Genomic DNA, 15,002 nt, shown 5'->3' on the forward strand with positions numbered 1-15,002 from the left:
CACAGATTGATGGAAAAAGCAGGCCCCCGATAGATACCAATTCGGGCTAAGACATCGGAGGCCCAGCTCGATAATCCGCTTAAGTCAGGGCCGGATCGCAGGCATCGAAGAAAGCTCTGTAAGATTTGGGGACCGCGTCCTCTACCTCGGAATCCGGGGGAGTCGACGGATTATGATATCGTGAAGTTAAGCTCGGAAGGTTCTCCGTCTTATTTTGAAATATCGTCTGCCCATTACCGCTTTGCTTTTGTATGTCTCGAACTAATACATGCTGCTTTATACCGTGATCTAGTCGAAATACCGCCCGCTAGTATGTTTCTTGTCTGAAATGCAACCATAAAGTGGCAAAAAATAAATATAACTTCGTGACAACTAACCCATTTGGGCCATTTCTTTCCTTTGAAATCCATATTACCATAATTAAGAAATGCCTAAAAGATAAGGCGGCCGCATGCCTAGGGGCAATGTTCGTCGGCATGTAATACCCGCCACCGCGCCAATGGGAGTAGATGCTCCGAGTTTTAGTATAGTGTAGCGCTAGGGGAGGCGTATATGTTCATGGTTGGGTCGGAAGTAGGAGATTCGGATCAGGCAAGAAGACTGAGCCCGAATGGAGAAACAGTCCTGGTAATCGCCAAGGCAGACTTGTTCTCCGAGTGCATGGTTGAAGCACTGGCAAAGAAATTCCCGAATTTCGATGTCGTAAGCGTATCGAGCGCGCAGTCCATATCCGAAAAGGATATTCACGATATGCGGCTTGTTCTGTTCTATCATGTCGCCGGCGCCGAGTTGCACGATGCGCTGCAGATCGTTCGTGAAAACCGTCCGGACGCATCCATCGGTCTTGTCGTCGAAGCCATCGATATGATGGAGCCCTATATCAGTCGGCTGGTCGAGGCCCGCGTCGTCGACGGCGTCCTGCCGCTCAATCTGCGCCTGGACGTCTTCATGGCGGCAATCGATCTGCTGATGAAGGGCGGCGAACATTTTCCATCCGCGCTTCTGGGCCGACTTTCAAACCGTGCTACGGCGCAGCTCGAGCCCTCGCTGTATCAGACGAAGTCTGTCGACGCAGCACGCGCCAATGCGCTGAAGCTTCGTCGCAGCAGCATGGCGGCTCTGACCACTCGCGAGGTCCAGATTCTCGACCTCATCTGCAAGGGGACGCAGAACAAGATCATCGCCGACAAGCTTCACCTGTCCGAAAATACGGTGAAGGTCCACGTCCGCAATATCTATAAGAAGATGAATGTGAGAAATCGCACGGAAGCGGCCTCACGGTTCTTCAACGATACCTCGGACAACGGCGATCTCTCCGGCAGATGGCCACACTAGGCCATCAATCCGTCCGGGACGAGCGGGCAAAACAGCGTGATTTCTGGCCGAAACCGCTCGGCGAACAGATGTAAGGTGCGGAACCCGGATAGACCGTAGCGTTTATCTCAGCCGAAGCGGTCTTCGCTTCGGCAGCATAGCCGAAGTCCTTCGCGGCATGCGGCACCTTTGCCGCCACAACATTCGCCTTGGTGCTTCCCACGATTGCCGTATCGACGACCGCGCACGAGATCGGTCCAATGGCCGAGAGAACAACTGTCGCGGCCAAAGCCAGAGAGCTGAAACTGCATGGCGCTCGGCCATGCATGCGATCATGAACCGTCATTGAATAACCCCTCGATCATCAGGGCAGTCGCGACGCGCCCTCGCACACCAATAGCTGGCCACCTCGGTACATCGGCTTCATTGGGTGAAGCTGGTGTGGCCGGATGGAGAGCATGGCACCATACTCATTGAGGGGGATTAATCAAGCGAATTCCGGAATTTAATACTGTAGCTATTTAGAATTGCTCCCATGTTTTGAAGTTGACCTTCCCTGATATCCTCCTATCATTTGAGTCATGAATACAATTATCCGAAGAATGGCAGAGGAGGTTGTTTCAAGTATACTACTTCCCGTTGAATTTAGTGTGACGGGGAAGAGGGATACCAAAGTATAGAAGGGTCTAAGAAGACCACGTGACATGGGAAGGGTTTTGTAATGCGTAGTATTCCCACCGAAGGACATTCAGGATTCGCATCGCCACCACCGGGGTCAAAAACCGTCCTGGTCAACGGAGGCGCCGGTTTCCTGGGCTCGCATCTTTGCGAGCGCCTTCTCGAGCGGGGCCATCAGGTCATCTGTCTCGACAATTTCTACACCGGCCGCCGCGTCAATATCGAACATCTTCTGCAGAACGACCGTTTTCGGCTTCTGGAACATGATGTGCGCCAGCCCTTTGGTGTCGAGGCATCCCTCATCTTCAACTTTGCCTCGCCGGCTTCACCTCCGGACTATCAGCGCGATCCCGTCGGCACCCTGCTCACCAACGTGCTTGGAGCCGTCAATACGCTCGATGCAGCGCGTCGTAGCGGCGCCACGGTCGTGCAGTCCTCGACTTCGGAAGTCTACGGAGATCCGCATCAGAATCCGCAGCACGAAACCTATTTCGGCAATGTCAATCCGATTGGTCCACGCGGCTGCTACGACGAGGGCAAGCGCTCAGCCGAAACCCTGTTCTTCGATTATCACCGCAAGTATGGCGTCGATATCAAGGTTGGCCGGATCTTCAATACCTACGGTCCGCGCATGCGCCTTGATGATGGACGCGTCGTATCCAACTTCATCGTCCAGGCACTCTCCAACACCGACATAACGATCTACGGTGACGGTAGGCAGACCCGTTCCTTCTGCTATGTCGACGATCTCGTCGGCGGCTTCCTGCGGTTCGCCGAAACTGGCGCACATTGCACCGGTCCGATCAATCTCGGTAATCCGACGGAGATCACGGTGCGGGATCTGGCAGAAATCGTCCTTGATCTGACCAATTCGCGCTCGCGCATCATTTACCTGCCGGCCGTCGCAGACGATCCGCAACAGCGCCGTCCGGATATTTCCAGGGCCAGGGAGGAGCTGAACTGGTGGCCGACGACCGAGCTGAAGACCGGTCTGAAGCGTACGATATCCTATTTCGACGCGCTGCTTGCCCGCAAGGAAGTGGTGGAGGCCGTATGAAATGCCCCGCTACATCCTGGTTACGGGTGGCGCCGGCTTCATCGGCAGCCACATCTGCAAGGCGCTTGCGCGTGCCGGCATGGTTCCGGTCACCTATGACAATCTTTCCACCGGACATATCGACAGCGTCCGGTGGGGGCCGCTGATCCAGGCGGATATCGCCGATGGCGCAAGGTTGCGGCACGTCATGGCCGAGTACTCGCCGGATTGTGTCATCCATTGCGGCGCCAATGCCTATGTCGGTGAATCCGTCGAAAGGCCGAGCATCTATTATCGCAACAACGTCATCGGCAGCCTGTCGTTGCTGGATGCCTGTCTCGATTGCGGGATCGACAAGATCGTCTTTTCCAGCAGCTGCGCGACCTACGGCATTCCGGAGATGCTGCCGATCTGCGAGAAAACGCCGCAACAGCCTGTCAATCCCTATGGCAGGACCAAGCTGATCTTCGAAATGGCACTGGAGGATTATGCGGCCGCCTATGGCACCCGCTTCGCCGCGCTCCGCTACTTCAATGCAGCCGGCGCCGACCCGGAAGGCCAGCTTGCCGAGCGGCACTATCCCGAAACCCATCTGATCCCGCGCGCCCTTCTCGCCGCAAGCGGCCGGATCGAGAGCCTCGATATTTTCGGTATCGACTATTCGACGAATGACGGCACCTGCGTCAGGGATTACATCCATGTCAGCGATCTTGCCCAGGCGCATCTTGCGGCCGTTCGTCACCTTCTGGTTGGCGGCAATTCCCTGAGCCTCAATCTGGGCTCCGGCCGCGGCACGTCCGTCGGCGAGATCCTGAATGCCGTCAAACGAAAGACCGGCCACAGGGTGCCGATCCGTTGTCAGCCGCGCCGCGCTGGCGATCCGCCGGTGCTTTTCGCCGATACGAAGAGGGCTCGCCTGGAGCTCGACTTCATGCCGACACTTTCGGATATCGATACGATCATCCGCACGGCTGGCCCGACTTTCGGACTGGAGGTGATTGCATGAACTCCAAGGCCGAAATCGACCGCGCACATCTGTCTTCGGCGAGCAGATCCGGAATGTTCGAGCCCGTCTTTACCGGATGGAATCGAGCCGCCTATGGTCTTGGCATCGTCTGCTGGCTTGCAGCCCTTGGCTACTTCTGGCTCTGGTGGACCACGCCAATTCACGTCGTCTCATGGCCGGCATACCTGCTCGTCACGCTCATTCTCGCCTGGGTCACCCTGATCCCGGCCTATTTCATCCTCATCTTCCTGGATGCAAGGCAGGTCAGATCGGTTGCGCCCCTGCCGGAGGGTCGCGTTGCCATGGTGGTCACCAAGGCGCCATCAGAACCTTTTGCCGTCGTGCGCAGGACGCTTCTTGCAATGCTCGATCAGAAGGGTGTCGAGTTCGATATCTGGCTCGCCGACGAAGATCCGTCCGAAGAGGCGAGGAGATGGTGCGGGCAGCACGGCATCATGATCTCCACGCGCAAGGACGTCAGCGAATATCACCGTCCCGTCTGGCCGCGCCGCACGCGCTGCAAGGAAGGAAATCTCGCCTATTTCTATGATCACTTCGGCTATGAGCGCTATGATTTCGTCGCCCAGTTCGATGCCGATCACGTGCCGACGCCGACCTATCTTCGCGAGGTCCTGCGACCCTTCTCCGATCCCGAAGTCGGCTACGTCTCGGCACCCAGCATCTGCGATGCCAATGCGGCCGAAAGCTGGGCCGCCCGCGGCAGGCTCTATGCGGAAGCCAGCCTGCATGGTTCGCTGCAGGCGGGCTATAATAATGGCTGGGCGCCGCTCTGCATCGGTTCGCACTATGCCGTCCGCACGGCGGCCCTGAGGGAGATCGGCGGCCTCGGTCCCGAGCTCGCGGAAGACCATTCGACCACGCTGATGATGAATGCCGGCGGCTGGCGCGGGGTCCATGCGGTCAATGCCATAGCACACGGCGACGGGCCGGCGACCTTTTCCGATCTGGTTGTTCAGGAATTCCAGTGGTCGCGCAGCCTGGTTACCATCCTGCTTCGGCATTCTCGCCGACATGTCGCCCGCCTGCCGCTCAAGCTGAAGTTCCAGTTCCTGTTTTCGCAGATCTGGTATCCGCTGTTTTCGGCGTTCATGGCGTCGATATTCCTGCTGCCCGTCGCAGCCCTGCTCACGGGCCATGTCTTCGCCAATGTCAGCTATCCGGCATTCCTGTTGCATTCTCTGCCGCTTTCGCTGGTGTTGACGGTATTCGCCATCTTCTGGCGTGCATCAGGCACATTCCGGCCATACGATGCGAGGCTTTTCGGGTGGGAAGGGGTGGTCTTCATCCTGTTGCGCTGGCCCTGGTCGCTTGCCGGCAGCCTCGCGGCCGTGCGCGATCATATGACCGGCTCCTTTGTGGATTTCCGCATCACCCCGAAGGGTGATCAGGGGCTGCGCAAACTGCCGGCGCGGATTATCGCACCTTACATCGCGCTGGCAGGCATTTGTGCTGCTGCCATGGCATTTGCCGACGATGGCGACGGTGCGCGTGGCTTCCAGATCTTCGCGGCGATCAACCTGTTGATCTATGTATCGCTCGTAATCCTGGTTGTCGTCCGTCACGCCCTCGAGAACGGTCAATCCCTTTTGCCGCAAGCGTATGGTCTGCGGTTTGCCGCCGCCGGCTGTCTCGTCGCCTGCCTGGTTGGCGGGGCGCAACTCGGCAATCACGGGCTGACCGCCATGGAAGCGCTTTCGCACGGCCAGCCCTTCGTCACCTTTACCCGGTCGCAATTTACCGTGGCGGGTGCGGGGCTCGGCGGCGGCAAGACCAGGATCGTGAAATTCAGTCTCAAATGGCACGGTTTTGCCGAAGCCGGCCGTGCACGAAAGGACGTTGGGGAGAGCAGAAATGCGTGAGGAGGATAAAATGAGCATGGCAAAACGATTGACGGGAGGAGCGCTGGCGCTGTGCCTCGGCCTTATCCTCCCGATCGGCGCATTCGCGGCAGAAAAGAATAAGGCACCGGCACCGACGCCACTCACCGCCGCCGAACTCTACATGATCTACGCCGACAAGACCTGGACCTGGAATACGGGCGGCGGTCGTTTCATCGGCGAGGACAGGCGTTTCGTCGCCTGGGTCGACAATGGCGGCAAGCAGTCTTTCGCCGAGGGTCGCTGGGTCGTCGATGATCTCGGTCAGATGTGCATGCGCGCGACCTGGACCAATAATGAGGGGGCGGCACGTGCCAGTACCTGCTTCGGCCACCGCAAGATCGGCAACACGATCTACCAGCGGCGTCAACCGAGCGGGGACTGGTACGTGTTCCGGCACGCTGCCACGAAAGCCGATGATGAGTTCCGGAAGCTGGTTCCGGCAGACACGGTGAGCCTGAAAGCGCAGGAGCTGAAGCAGGTTCTGGGGACCGACAAATAGCCGAAGGGGAGGACAAGACCATGAAAACCCTGGCGAAGAAAATCTCGACGGTAACGATCGCCATGCTTCTGCTCGGCGTTGCCGACGTGTCGCACCAAAGCGTGGCGCAGGGCGCCGCCACCGTCATGAATGCGGGTGCCCAGACGACAGACAAGACGATCACAGACAAGCGGCCCGCCATTCATGCCGATGGCATCAAGTTCGGTGCCTATGATCCGCATGGCGATTTCGGCGCGCAACAGAGCGTGACAACGGAACACCTCTTCCTTCCATGGGAAGACGTCGATCTTGAAACTCTGCGTGTGGCGGATGCCTATGCGCTGGCGAGGGGTCGCAACCTGTTGATCACGATCGAGCCCTGGTCATGGGACGTGGACTGGCGGCTGACGTCAGACGAACTTCGCTGGAAGCTGTTTCACGGCGACTACGATGTGAACATGCGGGCGATTGCCAGGATGATCGCTCAGCTGAAAAGCCCGGTCATCGTCCGCTGGGGGCAGGAAATGGAGGACAATTCCGGCCGCTTTTCGTGGTCCGGCTGGAATCCTTCCGATTATATAGCCGCCTACAGGCGCATGATGGATATCGTGCGGCGGGAGGCGCCCGGTACGAAGCTCATGTGGTCGCCGAAGGGTCTGACTGGCCTCAATGCCTATTATCCCGGGGACACTTATGTCGACTTCGTCGGCCTGTCAGTCTTTGGTCTCGAACCGTACGACCGTATCGCTCACAACGGCCCCCGGACCTTCACCGAGGCACTGAGACCGGGTTACGATCTCGTCGTCCGGTATCACAAGCCGATCTGGGTGGCCGAATTGGGCTATGAGGGCAGTGACGGATACATGAAGCCGTGGATGGAGACGGCGACGCTCAAGCAGAGCGACTTTCCCGAGCTGCAGGAAGTCGTCTACTTCAATGACCGCGATGTCCATGCCTGGCCGTTCGATCTCGGCCGGCCCGACTGGCGGGTCATTGAAGACGCAAGCAACTAAGCTGGGGTTGCTGAAAAAGAAAGGCCCGCCGATGGCGGGCCTGAATTCGTTCCTGCGGGATGTGGTTACCCCTTGATTGTCGCCTTGCCGGTTTCGACAAGCTGCTGGGCGGCATCTGCCACCGAGACGCGCTCGAAGGCGAGCTCATCGCAGGTCGGGCGAAGAACGCGCTGATCAAATTCGGTGGAACCCATCGGCGCCGGCCGCGGATACTCGCCAACCTGGTCCTTGAGCAAGTTGATGTATTTGACCGTCTCCTGTTCCGTCGGGTTGAGCTGCGGCAGGATGGCTTCCCGCACTGCCGGCGACATCGGCACACCGCGCTCCACGCCGAGGATTTTGCCGGCTTCGACATCATTGACGAAGAAGCTGATGAATTTTGCGGCCGCCTCGCCCTGCTTGGTGGTAGCGCCCACGCTCCAGATCAGTCCCGGGCGGTAATAATGGCCTGACGGGCCGCCTTTCTTCTCGCGCGGCAGCATGGCAATGCCGAGCTTGTTCTTGATGACCAGCTGGTATCCGACCATCTGGTTGGAATAGGCCATGCTGATGGCCGATTTGCCAAGGGTGAGGCAGTTCGTGTCGATATTGTTCTGGTCGAGCGTCTGCACATCCGCAGCAACGGTGCCGCCGGCCTTGCGCAGCTTCTCCCAGTAATCGAACCATTCCTTGGCATCATCGACTGTGAAGCCGAGGGTCGGGCTTTCCTTGGCATAGAGGCTCTTGCCGCGCTGCCGCAGCCAGGCGTCGAAGACATAGGTATAACGTGCCCCGTAGGGGCCGCTTTTGCCCGAGGATTTCCCGAGCTCTACGGCGAGCTTGGCATACTCATCCCAGGTGAGATCAGGTGTCGGCAGCGGAATGCCGGCCTTTTCGAATTCCACGCTGTCATAGAACATCGCGAAGGAGTTGAGGCCGAGGCCGACGCCGTAAAGCTTGCCGTCAACCGTCGTCAGTTTCAGCATGTCGGCGCCAAAATCATCGACCTTCAGCGTCGAAGGCACGAATTCGTCGAGCGGCAGGCAGGCGCCGCGTTTGGAATAATCCGAGATCGTTCCCGGCTCGAGCTGGAAGACGTCAGCGATTGCGCGACCGGCCATCTGCGTTGCGAGCTTCGTCCAATAGCCGTCGCCGGCAAGTGATTCACCGACGATGGTAACGCCCGGCGTCTTCGACTGGTAGAGCTTGGCGACATCGAGTGTGCGCTTCGCACGGTCGTTGGAGCCCCACCACATTGCACGAAGCGAGGCGTCCTCAGCGAGTGCGGGAATCGAGCTGCCGGCGCCGAAGGCGAGACCGGCCGCGGCACCTGCGGTTCCCATCAAGAATGAACGGCGATTGACCTGCATGATTTCCTCCTTTGTCTGATGCCCGATGCCATCCTCCAATGGTCTTTTCGAGCGTTCGGCAGGTAGAGTACGCAAAAAATTTCTCTTTGCAAGAAATTATAGTTCTCTTGCAAATTTGCATAATTTGCATAATCTTTGCTGTATGAATGAGGTCAAAATGAACGAGACCAGGATCAGAAAGCCGCGCCAGGCCGATATTGCCAGTCTGGCCGGCGTTTCCGTTTCCACGGTCTCGCGGGTGCTCGCCAACGAGCCTGGTATCAGCGAAACCGTACGACGGCACATTATGAAGGTTGCCGCCGAGCACGGCTATCCGGTGAAGACTGTTTCGGAAAGCGTTCCGGGCGGGCTTGCCCTGATTGCCAGCGACGGAGCCACCGGCGGCCTCAGCGTCTTCTACGAATCGATCGTCGAGGGCCTTCGTGCCGGTGCCGCGGATGCTGGCATGCCGTTTGAAGTACGGCTGGTGCGCGAGGATCGAACGACGCCCGATGTGGTCGGCGAATATCTGCAGACGGCGCAAGCCGAAGGACTTTTCCTCGTCGGTATCGATCCAGGCGATACGCTGCGGGTCTGGCTGGAAGAGACGGGAACACCGACCGTTCTCGTCAATGGCACTGATCCGCGCCTGCGCCTTGACGGCGTCTCTCCCTCAAATTTCTTCGGCGCCTATGAGGCGACGAGCCGGCTCACGAAAGCCGGTCATCGCCGTATCCTGCATCTCACCGGTTCGCACCGTCATACCATCCGTGAACGTGTGCGCGGCTTCGAGGCGGCGATTGCTGCCGTTCCTGATGCCGAGGGTCGGCTCGTTCCGCTCACTTTCGAGGGTAGTGCCAGCCGCGAGGCGCATGAGCGCACGGTCGAAATGCTCGCGGAAGATCCCGGCTATACGGCCGCCTTCTGCATGAATGATTTCATTGCCGTCGGCGTGCTCGAAGCCGTTACCGAAGCGGGCCTTCGCGTTCCCGAGGATTTCGCGATCGTCGGATTCGACGATTTGCCCTGTGCCGTCATGACCAATCCCAGGCTTTCCACCATGCGCGTCGACCGCGCGGCCCTTGGCCGCGAGGCCGTTTCTCTGATGATCTCCCGCTACCGCGACAGGACCGCCCCGGCCCGCCACATCTGCCAGGCTGTCGTTCCCGTTGCCGGAGGCACTGTTCCCGATACCGACAAGCTGTGAGTGATGCCGATGACCTATGATCCCGCCAGCGCCAATCCGCTTGCAGGCAATCCGCTGAAGACCCGCGACGACATGATCCGCGCGGTCAACGACCTCTTCAATCCGCTGCTTCCTTTCTTCTCCGACGGCAATGCCCGTGTTCGCCTCGATGGCGCCGGTGCCCATTTCGACCGGGCCGCCGCCGATCTTGAGGGTTTCGCTCGTCCACTCTGGGGCCTTGCACCGCTCGGCGCCGGCAAGAACGCTTTCGATCACTGGTACCGATTTGCCGAAGGTCTTGCGAATGGCTGTGATCCGGCGCATCCCGAATATTGGGGTACGGTCAACGCCCGCGACCAGCGCATGGTGGAATTGGCAGCCCTCGGCTTTGCCTTGGCGCTGGTACCGGAAAAGATCTGGGAGCCGCTCGACAAACGCGCCCGCGATAACATCATCGCCTATTTCAAGCATGTCCGGCAGTTCGACTATGCTGACAATAACTGGAAGTTCTTTCGCATCTTCGTCGATATCGCCCTCGACCGCCTCGGCGCCGATTTCGACCGCAGCCTGACCAGGCAATATCTCGAAGAGCTCGAAGGTTTCTACATTGGCGATGGCTGGTACCGGGACGGCAATATCCGTCGCATCGACCACTACATTCCCTTCGCCATGCATTTTTATGGCCTGATCTATTCGAAGCTGGTCGATGACGACTATGCCAAGCGTTATCGCGAGCGCGCCGTGCTCTTCGCCAGGGATTTCCGTCACTGGTTTGCCCCCGATGGCGCGACAATCCCCTTCGGCCGCAGCCTCACCTATCGATTCGCCTGTGCCGGTTTCTGGTCCGCGCTCGCCTTCGCCGATCTCGAGGCATTGCCCTGGGGCGAGGTCAAGCATCTCTGCCTCGAGCATCTGCGCTGGTGGCGGGATAAGCCGATCGCCAGTCACGACGGCGTTCTTTCCATCGGCTTCGGCTACCCGAACCTCTTGATGTCGGAAAGCTATAATTCAGCCGGCTCACCCTATTGGGCCTTCAAGGCCTTCCTGCCGCTCGCCATTGCCGAGGATCATCCTTTCTGGACCGCAGAGGAAAGGGCACCCGAGCAAGCCCCGGAAGTCGTTCCGCAGCGTCATCCGGGCATGGTTATCATGCGTGCCGGAAATGATGTCGTGGCGCTCTCGTCTGGTCAGGAAAATCTGCAGATGCGCTTCGGCACGGAGAAATACGCAAAATTCGCCTATTCCGCCCGCTACGGCTTCAGCGTCGAGGCCGACGAGCGCGCTTTTGCGCTTGGCGCCTTCGATTCCGCGCTCGCCTTCAGCGATGACGGCCTGCATTACCGCGTTCGGGAGACGAATGAAGAGGCAAAGATCGCCGGCAACATCCTTTACTCCAGATGGTCGGCCTTCAGCGACGTCAAGGTCGAAACCTGGCTCGTGCCATCGGCTCCGTGGCATATTCGCGTTCACCGCATCACGACACCACGCCCGTTACAGACCGCAGAAGGCGGTTTCGCGATTGCCAAACGCGATCTCGATGCCGATACGCTGTTCGCAGAGCAGGGATCGGCTCATGCGATAGGCGAGGCAGATTTCACCGGTATCGTCGACCTCGGTTCGTCGATCAGGCGAAACGGCCTTGCCCAGAAGGCGCTGCCGAATACCAACATGATCGTGTCCAAGACGCTCGTTCCCCAACTCCGGGGCGAGATTCCGGCTGGCGAAACGGTCCTGGTTACGGCTGTACTGGCGTTGAACGATCCGGCTGCCGTATCGGGGGCATGGACCACGCCTCCGAAAGCACCCGATATCGACGCGCTGCAGAAGCTGGTCAGCGAGAAAGGCGTGACCGTCAGCGCCATAGAAGCGCCAGGGCATATGCCATGAACCGTGCTACCATCGTCCTCGCCATGCAGCCATCGCGCACGGAGCATGTGCTGCCCGAGGCGGTCCTTCGCCGGCTGGATGGCATTGGGCGCCTGCTCGATGCCGAACCGCTTCAGCACTTCGATGACGAGCGTGCGAGACGTCTGCTATCCGAGGCGGAAATCCTGATCACCGGCTGGGGCGCGCCCTATGTCGGTCGGGAGGTTCTGGCGCTTGCGCCGAAGTTGAAGCTCGTCGTCCACGCAGCGGGGACGGTAAAGGGCATCGTCGATGCCTGCATTTTTGACGCCGGCATTGCCGTCAGCCATGCGGCCGAGGCCAACGCCGTGCCGGTCGCCGAGTTTACGCTCGCCGCCATCATCTTTGCCGGCAAGCATGTCTTTCGCTTTCGCGACCTTTACGTTGCCGACCGTCATCGGGACCGAACCCACCCGATGCAGCATGAAGCCATCGGCAATTATCGCCGCGCGGTTGGCATCATCGGCGCTTCGCGCATCGGTCGACGCGTCATCGAACTCCTGAAGCCTTTCGATTATCAGGTGCTGCTATTCGATCCGACCGTCGATGCGGAGCAGGCGCGCGCTCTGGGTACAGAAAAAGTCGAGCTGGACGACCTGATGCACCGGTCGGATATCGTCTCCGTTCACGCTCCGTCTCTGCCCTCCACCCGGCACATGATCGATGCGTCGAAGCTGGCGTTGATGAAGGACGGTGCAACCCTGATCAACACGGCCCGTGGTGCACTGATCGATGAGGATGCTCTGCTGGCCGTTCTGAAGACTGGCCGCATCGAGGCCGTCATCGATGTGACCGATCCCGAAATACCGGGACCGGAATCGGCGTTTTACGATCTGTCTAATGTCTTCCTGACACCGCATATAGCCGGCGCAGTCGGCCTTGAGCGCAGCCGCCTCGGCGAAATGGCGGCAGACGAGGCCGAACGCTTCATCAAAGGCGAGCCCATGCTTTACGGGCTCACCCTCGAAGGTCTGGAAAATACAGCCTGAGGCCTTAGGACGCCTTCATCGTATTCGGCGAACCGTCGTTGGCAAGCTCCGGCATCAGATCGGAAATATTGACGACCCGGCCCGTGCGCGAACTCGTCAGTGCCGCGATGCCGCAAAGCACGGACATGGCTCCGGCACGGGTGCCGGCCCGCTGCGCCAGCCTGTCCTGCATGTCTGGCTTGAAGATCATGTTGCGCATCCGGTCGTCACCACCGTAATGACCGCCGGAGGAATGCGGTACCTTGATGCGCTCGACCGCTTCCTTTCCATGCGGGAAGTTGCGGATCAGCAGGATCGTGTCTTCCCGCGGCTCTTCCCAGGGCTGCGCCTCATACTGGCGGATCTCGATGCGTCCCTTTGTGCCGTTAAAGGCCAGATGATGACCTTCGATCGGTTGGAACGTGTTCAACGAATAGGAGACATGAACGTTGTTCCGGTAGCGGATGGAAACGACCATCGTATCGGGAATGTCGATATCCTCGCGAAAGACACAGCCGTCGCGGAAATAGCCGTCGATCTTCGCGGGATCCTCGTAAAGCGTGTCGAGGAAGGGATCCTTTTCGAGATCGAGATAGTAATCGCATTCATGGCTGTGCGGACAGAGCTTGCAGCGCGGGCCGCGGAAAGGTCCCTTGCGGCCATAATTCTGCAGGTCGGCAAAGGAGGTTACGGCATCGGGGTCGCTGTCCAGGTACCAGTTCAGAAGGTCGAAATGGTGCGTCGCCTTGTGAACGAAGAGGCTGCCGGAATTTTCCGTATAGGCATGCCAGCGGCGGAAATAGTCGGCGCCGTGCTTGGTGTTGAGATACCAGTGAAAATCGACCGAGGTAACACGGCCGATCTCGCCGGAATTCAGGAGCTCCTTGATCTTTGCAGCCGTCGGGGCATAGCGATAGTTGAAGGAAACGTCGACCCGGCGGCCGGTGCGCTTTTCGGCATCCAGAATCCGGCGAATCTTTTCGACCGACGTCGTCATCGGCTTTTCGGTGATGACGTCGATACCGGATTCCAGCGCCCGCACGATGATATCGTCATGTGTATGATCCGGCGTGCAAACGATCGCCAGATCCGGCCTCTGCTCTGCCAGCATCGCATCGATGTTTTCATAAAGCGGCGCGTTGCTGCCGATCATGGTGCGGGCGCGCTCGCCGCGCAGCGAATTCTTCTCGACAATCGCAGTCAGGTCGACATGCTCGCGCCAGCCGGAAAGCAGATCCTTGCCCCACATCGTGGTGCCGCGGTTACCGGTGCCGATCAGGGCAAAACGGCGTTTCTCCATCGAATGATTCCTCCTTCATACGTGATGAAACGGATTGGATTTTAAAACTAGATCTGGCAGCAGCTCCTGAAGCGCTCGACGCAGGTGGCGATCACCTCGTCGGCAGGGCGCTTCCACCAGTTTTCAGCGGAGAAGATTTCGACCTCCTGCGCGCCGAAGAAGCCGGCGGCCTCCACCATCCGTCTTATGCCTTTGAGATCGATAACGCCATCGCCCATCATGCCGCGGTCGAGCAGCATGTCCTTGGTCGGCACCAGCCAATCGCAGATATGGTGCGCAAAGATGCGCTTCATCCGTCCGGCGCGGGCAATCTGAGTGGCAAGATCGGGATCCCACCAGACGTGATAGACATCGACGGCGACGCCGACATCCTGGCCGAGTTGCTCGCACATATCGAGTGCCTGGCCAAGCGTGTTCACGCAGGCGCGGTCGGCAGCGTACATCGGATGCAGCGGTTCGATCGCGAGCTTCACGCCCGCAGCCTGCGCATGCGGCAACACGGCGGCAATGCCGTCGAACACCATCTGGCGCGCCGCGACGATATCCTTCGAACTGCCCGGCAATCCGCCGACGACCAGCACGAGGCAATCGGCCGAAAAGGCAGCCGCCTCGTCGATGGCACGTCGGTTGTCGTCGAGGTTTTTCTGCCAGTCGGCCTCGTTTGCCGCCGGAAAGAAGCCGCCGCGGCAGAGCCCCGTCAATTTGATCCCGTTCGATTTGACAATCCGCACAGCCTCGTCGAGCCCGGCTTTGGCAACCTGATCGCGCCAGGGCGCGATCGAGGTGATGCCGTGTTTCAGGCAGATATCGACGGCTTCCGCAAAACCGCATTGCTCGCGGATCGTCGCAAGGTTGATCGAAAGTCCTTCGACCTGCATGTCATTCCCCT

The 15,002-nt window shown here is 59.2% G+C and carries 13 protein-coding genes; 9 read left to right on the forward strand and 4 right to left on the reverse strand.

The window, feature by feature from the left end:
- Positions 1 to 552: 552 nt before the first annotated feature.
- Positions 553 to 1,335 (forward strand): helix-turn-helix transcriptional regulator, encoded by a 783-nt coding sequence (locus AC1DF8_RS04285; protein WP_018114877.1) that lies wholly within the window; start codon positions 553 to 555, stop codon positions 1,333 to 1,335.
- Positions 1,336 to 1,339: 4 nt separating this feature from the next.
- On the opposite strand, the gene AC1DF8_RS04290 is transcribed toward AC1DF8_RS04285, so the two are convergent.
- On the reverse strand, positions 1,340 to 1,660 hold the full coding sequence (locus tag AC1DF8_RS04290) for a hypothetical protein (protein ID WP_477995078.1): 321 nt from the start codon (positions 1,658 to 1,660) through the stop codon (positions 1,340 to 1,342).
- A gap of 375 nt (positions 1,661 to 2,035) precedes the next feature.
- On the opposite strand from AC1DF8_RS04290, the gene AC1DF8_RS04295 reads away from it, so the two are divergent.
- The 5 genes from AC1DF8_RS04295 to AC1DF8_RS04315 are packed head-to-tail and all read left to right on the forward strand — an operon-like array spanning position 2,036 to position 7,426.
- Entirely contained in the window at positions 2,036 to 3,049 is a 1,014-nt protein-coding gene (locus tag AC1DF8_RS04295) for a UDP-glucuronic acid decarboxylase family protein (RefSeq protein WP_018114875.1), read from the forward strand.
- A 1-nt stretch (position 3,050) separates the two neighbouring features.
- Positions 3,051 to 4,034 carry a UDP-glucose 4-epimerase GalE gene (galE, locus tag AC1DF8_RS04300; protein ID WP_018114874.1) on the forward strand — a complete coding sequence of 328 codons (984 nt, stop codon included), beginning with the start codon at positions 3,051 to 3,053 and terminating at the stop codon, positions 4,032 to 4,034.
- Positions 4,031 to 5,914 (forward strand): glycosyltransferase family 2 protein, encoded by a 1,884-nt coding sequence (locus AC1DF8_RS04305; RefSeq protein WP_477995079.1) that lies wholly within the window; start codon positions 4,031 to 4,033, stop codon positions 5,912 to 5,914. The genes galE and AC1DF8_RS04305 overlap by 4 nt, the downstream gene beginning before the upstream one ends.
- 10 nt (positions 5,915 to 5,924) lie before the next feature.
- Complete coding sequence (locus AC1DF8_RS04310; RefSeq protein WP_477995080.1) at positions 5,925 to 6,434, forward strand: DUF995 domain-containing protein; 510 nt, start codon at positions 5,925 to 5,927, stop codon at positions 6,432 to 6,434.
- 20 nt (positions 6,435 to 6,454) lie between these two features.
- On the forward strand, positions 6,455 to 7,426 hold the full coding sequence (locus tag AC1DF8_RS04315) for a glycoside hydrolase family 26 protein (protein WP_477995081.1): 972 nt from the start codon (positions 6,455 to 6,457) through the stop codon (positions 7,424 to 7,426).
- Between the two features lie 65 nt (positions 7,427 to 7,491).
- Here AC1DF8_RS04315 and AC1DF8_RS04320 read toward each other — a convergent pair whose 3' ends face one another.
- Positions 7,492 to 8,775, reverse strand: coding sequence for an ABC transporter substrate-binding protein (locus AC1DF8_RS04320; protein ID WP_113016254.1), 1,284 nt, complete (start codon positions 8,773 to 8,775; stop codon positions 7,492 to 7,494).
- A 157-nt stretch (positions 8,776 to 8,932) separates the two neighbouring features.
- Between AC1DF8_RS04320 and AC1DF8_RS04325 the strand changes: the two genes are divergently transcribed.
- The 3 genes from AC1DF8_RS04325 to AC1DF8_RS04335 are packed head-to-tail and all read left to right on the forward strand — an operon-like array spanning position 8,933 to position 12,834.
- On the forward strand, positions 8,933 to 9,961 hold the full coding sequence (locus AC1DF8_RS04325; protein ID WP_477995082.1) for a LacI family DNA-binding transcriptional regulator: 1,029 nt from the start codon (positions 8,933 to 8,935) through the stop codon (positions 9,959 to 9,961).
- Between the two features lie 9 nt (positions 9,962 to 9,970).
- On the forward strand, positions 9,971 to 11,827 hold the full coding sequence (locus AC1DF8_RS04330) for a DUF2264 domain-containing protein (RefSeq protein ID WP_477995083.1): 1,857 nt from the start codon (positions 9,971 to 9,973) through the stop codon (positions 11,825 to 11,827).
- Positions 11,824 to 12,834, forward strand: coding sequence for a hydroxyacid dehydrogenase (locus AC1DF8_RS04335; RefSeq protein WP_477995084.1), 1,011 nt, complete (start codon positions 11,824 to 11,826; stop codon positions 12,832 to 12,834). The genes AC1DF8_RS04330 and AC1DF8_RS04335 overlap by 4 nt, the downstream gene beginning before the upstream one ends.
- 4 nt (positions 12,835 to 12,838) lie before the next feature.
- On the opposite strand, the gene AC1DF8_RS04340 is transcribed toward AC1DF8_RS04335, so the two are convergent.
- Together AC1DF8_RS04340 and AC1DF8_RS04345 are read right to left on the reverse strand one after the other, a co-directional pair.
- Positions 12,839 to 14,113 carry a Gfo/Idh/MocA family protein gene (locus AC1DF8_RS04340; protein WP_477995085.1) on the reverse strand — a complete coding sequence of 425 codons (1,275 nt, stop codon included), beginning with the start codon at positions 14,111 to 14,113 and terminating at the stop codon, positions 12,839 to 12,841.
- 47 nt (positions 14,114 to 14,160) lie between these two features.
- A complete protein-coding gene (locus AC1DF8_RS04345) occupies positions 14,161 to 14,991 on the reverse strand; it encodes a sugar phosphate isomerase/epimerase family protein (RefSeq protein WP_477995086.1) in 831 nt (276 codons plus the stop codon).
- Between the last annotated feature and the right edge of the window lie 11 nt (positions 14,992 to 15,002).

The sequence above is a fragment of the Rhizobium sp. 05N49 genome (assembly GCF_056396805.1).